The sequence below is a fragment of the Streptomyces herbicida genome (assembly GCF_032656585.1).
GTDB lineage: Bacteria > Actinomycetota > Actinomycetes > Streptomycetales > Streptomycetaceae > Streptomyces > Streptomyces herbicida.
Genome location: NZ_JAUYWJ010000043.1, coordinates 46,135 through 52,941 on the forward strand (window position 1 = coordinate 46,135; position 6,807 = coordinate 52,941).

Annotated in this window: 4 protein-coding genes; 2 read left to right on the forward strand and 2 right to left on the reverse strand. The window is 69.8% G+C overall.

All coding sequences use genetic code 11. The annotated features are described in order from the left end of the window. Nucleotides 1–226: 226 nt before the first annotated feature. A complete protein-coding gene (locus Q8A52_RS46805) occupies nucleotides 227–1,090 on the reverse strand; it encodes a Fic family protein (protein ID WP_316764440.1) in 864 nt (287 codons plus the stop codon). Between the two features lie 100 nt (nucleotides 1,091–1,190). On the opposite strand from Q8A52_RS46805, the gene Q8A52_RS46810 reads away from it, so the two are divergent. Further along, nucleotides 1,191–2,171: an ATP-binding protein gene (locus Q8A52_RS46810; RefSeq protein WP_316764443.1), complete on the forward strand. Its 981-nt coding sequence runs from the start codon at nucleotides 1,191–1,193 to the stop codon at nucleotides 2,169–2,171. Nucleotides 2,172–2,174: 3 nt separating this feature from the next. On the opposite strand, the gene Q8A52_RS46815 is transcribed toward Q8A52_RS46810, so the two are convergent. Beyond that, a complete protein-coding gene (locus tag Q8A52_RS46815) occupies nucleotides 2,175–3,440 on the reverse strand; it encodes a polysaccharide deacetylase family protein (protein ID WP_316764445.1) in 1,266 nt (421 codons plus the stop codon). 336 nt (nucleotides 3,441–3,776) lie between these two features. Between Q8A52_RS46815 and Q8A52_RS46820 the strand changes: the two genes are divergently transcribed. Continuing rightward, nucleotides 3,777–6,332, forward strand: coding sequence for a bifunctional SulP family inorganic anion transporter/carbonic anhydrase (locus tag Q8A52_RS46820; RefSeq protein ID WP_316764447.1), 2,556 nt, complete (start codon nucleotides 3,777–3,779; stop codon nucleotides 6,330–6,332). Nucleotides 6,333–6,807 lie beyond the last annotated feature (475 nt).

Consider the following 6,807-nt stretch of genomic DNA (forward strand, 5'->3'; position numbering starts at 1 on the left):
AGGACATCCGAAAGGATCACCTTTAAAACGCATTTGGCCCACGGACCGACGCATGAACATCGGGCACCCACGCGACGTCGACCCGTCGATTACGGGCCAGCCACACCAGGTGACGGGCAAAGTACCCGACCTGATGGGCGACATATCGAGGACGCTTGGTAACTCGGTGCGCATGCCAGCGGCGGTACGAAAAATCGTACCGCCGCAACCCTTTTCCGGACCTTGCTCAGGCGGCGCCGCGCTGCAGTGCCTCACACACCGCCGTGGACTCGCGCGCACCCAGTTCGACCGCCCGGCCGCAGTGCGCGATCCAGGCAGTCATGCCCTCCGGAGTACCGGAGACATAGCCGTCGAGCGCCGCCAGATACGCCGCGCGGCCCAGTTCCGCGTGCCCGACCTCGGCCGGGCAGACCGACTTCGGGTCCAGACCGCTGCCGATGAGGACGATCCGCTCGGCGGTACGCGCCACCAGGCCGTTGTGGGAGGCGAAGGGGCGCAGCGCGAGCAGCTCGCCGTGCACGACGGCCGCCGTCACCAGCGCGGCCGTCGAACTCCCCGCGATGATCAGCTGTGAGAGCCCCTCCAGCCGCCCGGACACCTCGTCCGCGTCCGGCAGCGCGAGCTCGACCAGGGGCTCGTCGACCGGCTCGCCGTTGCTGCGGGGCCGGCCGACCTCGTCGCCGCTGTCCGCGGCGGCCACCATGTGCAGCCGGGCCAGCACCCGCAGGGGCGACTGCCGCCAGATGGACAGCAGCTGGCCCGCCTCGGCGGTCAGTCGCAGGGCCGCGCCCAGGACACGCGCCTCGTCGTCGCCACTGAAGTCGGTGCGCCGCCGAACCTCCTCCAGGGCCCAGTCGGCACCGGACAGCGCCGCGGAGCCCCGGGCGCCGCGCAGGGCCGCCTCGGAGGTGATCTCGTTGCTGCGGCGTCGCATGATCCGGTGCCCGTAGACCCGGTCCACGGCCTTGCGCACGGACTCCACGGACTCGGCCACACCGGGCAGCGAGCCCAGGGCGGCAAGGGGGTCCCCCCTGTCCGAGCTCTTTCGGGAGCTTGGGGGAGGCTCGGCGGTCGCGCCTGTCGTACTCATGAGTACGACACTACGCACCCCGTGGTCCCACCCCACGAAGGAGTGGTCTTCTTCACTCGGCCTGCCACACAGAGCAATCGGACGACTACCCTTTGTGAACATGAAAATTGCTTTCGTCGGGAAGGGCGGCAGCGGCAAGACCACGCTCTCCTCCCTCTTCATCCGCCACCTGACGGCCGCCGGCGCGCCCGTCGTCGCCATCGACGCCGACATCAACCAGCACCTGGGCCCCGCGCTCGGTCTCGACGACGCGCAGACGGCCGCACTGCCCGCGATGGGCCAGCGACTGACGCTGATCAAGGAGTACCTGCGCGGTTCCAACCCGCGCATCGCCTCCACCGCGACGATGATCAAGACGACCCCGCCCGGCGAGGGCTCGCGACTGGTCCGGGTCCGGGAGCCCAATGCGGTGTACGACGCCTGCGCGCGGCCGGTGGAACTCGACGGCGGCGCCGTCCGTTTGATGGTCACCGGCTCCTTCACCGACGCCGACCTGGGCGTCGCCTGCTACCACTCCAAGACGGGAGCGGTGGAGCTGTTCCTGAATCACCTGGTCGACGGCCCCGACGAGTACGTCGTCGTCGACATGACGGCGGGCTCGGACTCCTTCGCCTCCGGCATGTTCACCCGCTTCGACATCACGTTCCTCGTGGCCGAGCCGACCCGGAAGGGAGTCTCCGTCTATCGCCAGTACAAGGAGTACGCCCAGGACTTCGGTGTGGTCCTGAAGGTCGTCGGCAACAAGGTGCAGGGGCAGGACGACGTCGACTTCCTGCGCGCGGAGGTCGGGGACGACCTGCTCGTGACAGTGGGGCACTCCGACTGGGTGCGCGCCATGGAGAAGGGCCGGCCGCCGCGGTTCGAGTTCCTGGAGGACGCCAACAGCCGTGCCCTGCGCACCCTTCGGGTCGCCGCCGACGCGACCTACGACCTGCGGGACTGGGAGCGGTACACACGCCAGATGGTGCACTTCCATCTGAAGAACGCCCAGTCGTGGGGCAATGAGCGCACCGGGGCCGACCTGGCGGCCCAGATCGACCCCGGGTTCGTGCTCAGCGAGGGTGTGGCCGCTCCCGTCTGACGGCTACCGCCCGATCGCCGGTGCCCCCGGCGCCCCCTTCGGGGCCGGGGCGGAGCGGTTCGACAGCAAGGACGCCCAGCCCTGCTTGGGGGCCTCGCCGACCTCCAGGGTGCGCAGCTTCGACAGGATCTGCGGATCCTGGGCGTCCAGCCAGTCGGCGAGCTGCCGGAAGGAGACACAGCGCACCTCGGGCTTGTTGCAGACCTCCTCGACGACCTCGTCGACGGCACGCATATAGGTGCCGCCGTTCCAGTGCTCGAAGTGGTTGCCGATGACCAGGGGTGCGCGGTTGCCGTCGTAGGCCCGGTAGAAGCCCTTCAGCAGACCGTCGCGCATCTGGTCGCCCCAGTAGTCGTACTTGTCGGGGTCACCCTGGGTCGAGGTGCCGGACTGGTTGATCATGAAGTTGTAGTCCATGGTCAACTGCTCGTAGGTGTGCCCGGGGAAGGGCACGAGCTGCATCGACAGATCCCACAGCCCATATCTCTTCTTCGGCCAGACCTGGTTGTTGACACCGCTGGTGTCGTAGCGGAAGCCCAGCTCGCTCGCCGCCTTCATGAAGTTCTTCTGGCCTTCCAGGCACGGAGTGCGGGCGCCGATGAGCTCCTTGTCGTAGTCGAAGGGCAGCGGCGGCGCCTTGGTCTGGCCCGAGTTGGTCTTCCAGTTCTTCACGAACTGCTTGGCCTGGGAGATCTCGTCCTTCCACTCGTCCACCGACCACTGGCCGACGCCGCCGTCATTGCCGCAGAAGTGGCCGTTGAAGTGGGTGCCGATCTCGTTGCCCTCCAGCCAGGCGAGGCGTAGCTGCCGGACTGTGTCGGTGATGCCCTTCTCGTCGTTGAACCCGATGTCGGAGCGGCCCGGCGAGTGCTGCGGGGGCCGGTAGAGGTCGCGCTTCTCCTCCGGCAGCAGATACACACCGCTGAGGAAGTACGTCATGGTCGCGTGGTTGGCCTTGGCGACCTTGCGAAAATGGGAGAACAGCCTCTGGCTGTCCTCGCCCGCTCCGTCCCAGGAGAACACCACGAACTGCGGTGGCTTCTCACCGGGCTTGAGCCGCTCGGGTCTGGGCAGGTGCGGCTGCGCCCCGGTGTACGCGGTGGAGCCGTCGCCGATCAGGCGGACCATGCTCTGGGGCGCGGCCGCGCCCTGCTGAGGTCCGGATGCCCCTTCCTTGGAGCCGTCGGCGTCGCTCGCGCAACCGGCGAGCGACGCCGCACAGGCCGCGGCGACCATGGCGCCCGCGGCGATCCTCTGGTTGGCGGCCATGTTCCGCCCACCTTCTTCCTTCTCTCAGGCCAACGCCGACAAGGGCGTTGTCTGGTGATCTGCCGGGATGTGCCGACAGCGCCGCCAAGGTCCCACGGGACCGAGAAGGAATTAGTACGACAAGCCGATGAAATGCTCGGTTCATTCCAGAGGGTGAAACTATGAACCATTTGCACCGAAAGTCCATGCATGACCTTTACTCTGCATTACGATCTGTTTACCGAGCGTTGATTCATCCCGCCGCTGCACGCCGTGACCCCTGGCCGCGACCCACCCCCGCCAACTCGACGGGGCCACCCCTTTCGCGACCGCGCCGCCCCGGAGGAGACGGGAAACATGTCAGTCTGCGCATCCACCCGGCCCAAGGCCCTCGGCCTCGCCCGATCGGCCGGCATCCGCACCGCCGCCCCGACCGGAACCAAACACCCTCACCAACCGCACAGCCCGCCACCGGCCCCGCCCCGCCGCTTCCACCTCGCTGGCGCGGATCTGTCGGCATCGATCGCGGTCTTCCTGATCGCCCTGCCCCTGTCACTGGGCATCGCCCTCGCCACCGGCGCCCCGCTCCAGGCGGGACTCGTCGCCGCCGCCGTCGGCGGACTCGTCGCCGGACGGCTGGGCGGCTGCCCGCTCCAGGTGAGCGGCCCCGCTGCCGGACTCACCGTCGTCACCGCCGACCTGATCCACCGTTACGGATGGCGGACGACGTGCGGCATCACCGTCCTCGCCGGTCTCGCCCAACTCGGCCTAGGCTGCCTGCGCGTGGCCCGCGGCGCCCTCGCCGTCAGCCCCGCCGTCGTGCACGGCATGCTCGCCGGCATCGGCGTCACCATCGCCGTCGCTCAGCTGCACATCGTCCTGGGCGGCACTCCGCAGAGCTCCGTCCTCGACAACATCCTCGCGCTGCCCGCCCAGTTGGCGGCCCTGCAGCCCGCCGCCGTGTCGATGAGTGCGCTGACCCTGACCCTGCTGCTGGTCTGGCCGCGGCTGCCCGGCCGTCCCGGCCGTCTGCTGCGCAAGATCCCGGCCGCCCTCGTCGCGGTCGCCGGCGCCACCGCGACGGCCTCGGTCGCCGGGCTCACCCTGCCCAAGGTCGACCTGCCGTCCTGGCGCAGCCACGCACTGGCGGCACTGCCCGAGGGGCCGGTGCTCGGCATCGCCGCCGCCGTGTTCACCACCACGTTGGTGTGCAGCGTGCAGTCGCTGCTCGGCGCGGTCGCCGTGGACAAGCTGGTCGCCCGCCGCCCCGGGCTGCGGGCCCACGTCGGACGTTCCGACCTGGACCGGGAGCTGCTCGGGCAGGGCGCCGCCAACATCGTCTCCGGAGCACTGGGCGGACTGCCGGTCGCGGGGGTGGCCGTGCGGAGTTCGGCGAATGTGCAATCCGGTGCCGTGAGCCGGAACTCCACGATGCTGCACGGCGTTTTCGTTGTGGTCGCCGCGCTGCTGATGGTCCCGGTCCTCGACCTCATCCCGCTCGCCTCGCTCGCCGCCTTGGTGATGGCCGTCGGCATCCAGATGGTGTCCCTGCACCACATCCGCACGGTGACCCGCCACCGCGAAGTGCCGGTGTACGCCGTCACCACACTCGGCGTGGTCTTCCTGGGCGTCCTGGAGGGCGTGACGCTCGGTGTCGCCGTGGCCGTCGCCGTCGCCCTGAACCGCCTCGCCCGCACCCGCATCACGCACGAAGAGAAGGAAGGGGTCCATCACGTACATGTACGAGGACAGCTGACGTTCCTCGCGGTGCCAAGGCTCAGCCGGGCCCTGCATCTCGTACCCCATGGCGCCCACGCCGTCGTGGAGTTGGACGGTTCGTTCATGGACCACGCGGCGTACGAGTCACTGCAGGACTGGCAGAACGCACACACCGCGCAGGGTGGCACGGCCGAGCTGACCGGCCGCCGCACCGGGCTCCGGACCACCGAGCCGACAGGGTCCGCCGGATGTCGCTGCCGGCCCTGGACGCCCTGGCGTAACCACCAGTGCGACATGCCGTCCGGCGGTGGGCCGGGCGGCGGCGCGGGCGGACGGCTGGAGGCCGGCGGGACCGACCGGCCGGAGGGAGCGGCCCGAGCCGGCGTCGGCACCGACGCCGAGGCCACCGACGGCGACGGCTCCGGCTCCACGTCGGCTTCCGGATCCGCCCCCACCTCGGGCTCCGGATCCGCTTCCGACACGGCCTCCGACACCGGCCCCGACTCCACGTCCAGCGCGCATGAACTGGCCCGCGGTATCAGCGCGTTCCAGCGAAACACCGCCCCGCTGGTGCGCAGCGAGCTGGCGCGGTTGGCCCGGGAGGGGCAGCGGCCCTCCCAGCTCTTCCTCACCTGCGCCGACTCCCGGCTCGTGACGTCGATGATCACCTCCAGTGGTCCCGGCGACCTTTTCGTCGTCCGCAATGTCGGCAACCTGGTGCCACTGCCGGGCGAGGAGAGCGGTGACGACTCCGTGGGGGCCGCGATCGAGTACGCGGTGGAGGTGCTGAACGTGCGCTCCATCACGGTGTGCGGGCACTCCGGGTGCGGGGCCATGCAGGCGCTGCTCAATTCCGAGCCCGGGGGCGCGGAGACTCCCCTCAAGCGGTGGCTGCGGCACGGTCTGCCGAGCCTGGAGCGGATGGCGGACGACAGCCGGCCCTGGGCACGGCTGGCCGGCCGGGCGGCGGCCGACGTGGTGGAACAGCTCTGCCTGACCAACGTGATCCAGCAGTTGGAGCATCTGCGCGCGCACAACTCGGTGGCGCGGGCGCTGGCGGACGGTGCGCTGGAGCTGCACGGGATGTACTTCCACGTGGGCGAGGCGCAGGCCTATCTGCTGGGCGCCGCGGTCGGCGACGAGGCGGTGTTCGAGCACGTGGCGGGGGCGGAGGAGCTGCCCAGCCCGGCGTGACCGGACCGCGGTGACCGGGCCTGGATGCGGCCACGGGTGTGCGGGCGCATCAGCGGCGGCCGCACACCCCGTGGAGCCTCAACCCGGGGGGAGTCCCACACCCCGGGGGCCGCGCACCCCGGGGGCTCCCCCCTGCAAGGCGCCATCTGGGTGCCTCTGCAACCCGCCAGGAGTCGTCAAAGCCAAGGTCAAGAGGCTGAACCCAGCCTTGGTCGGCATCCGTGTACAGGGGTAGTGGACCATTCAGACAGGTCTAAACCAATTTCAGGCCGACCCTTGTCATCGGGCCCCCGGGTCTGATGAGCTGTGGCCTGGGACACAACGGACACCCTTGGAAAGGGAGATGTCGTGAGCAACGAAAGCCTGGCCAACCTGCTCAAGGAGGAGCGCAGGTTTGCGCCGCCCGCCGAGCTGGCCGCGCACGCCAATGTGACGGCGGAGGCGTATGAACAGGCCAAGGCTGACAGGCTCGGCT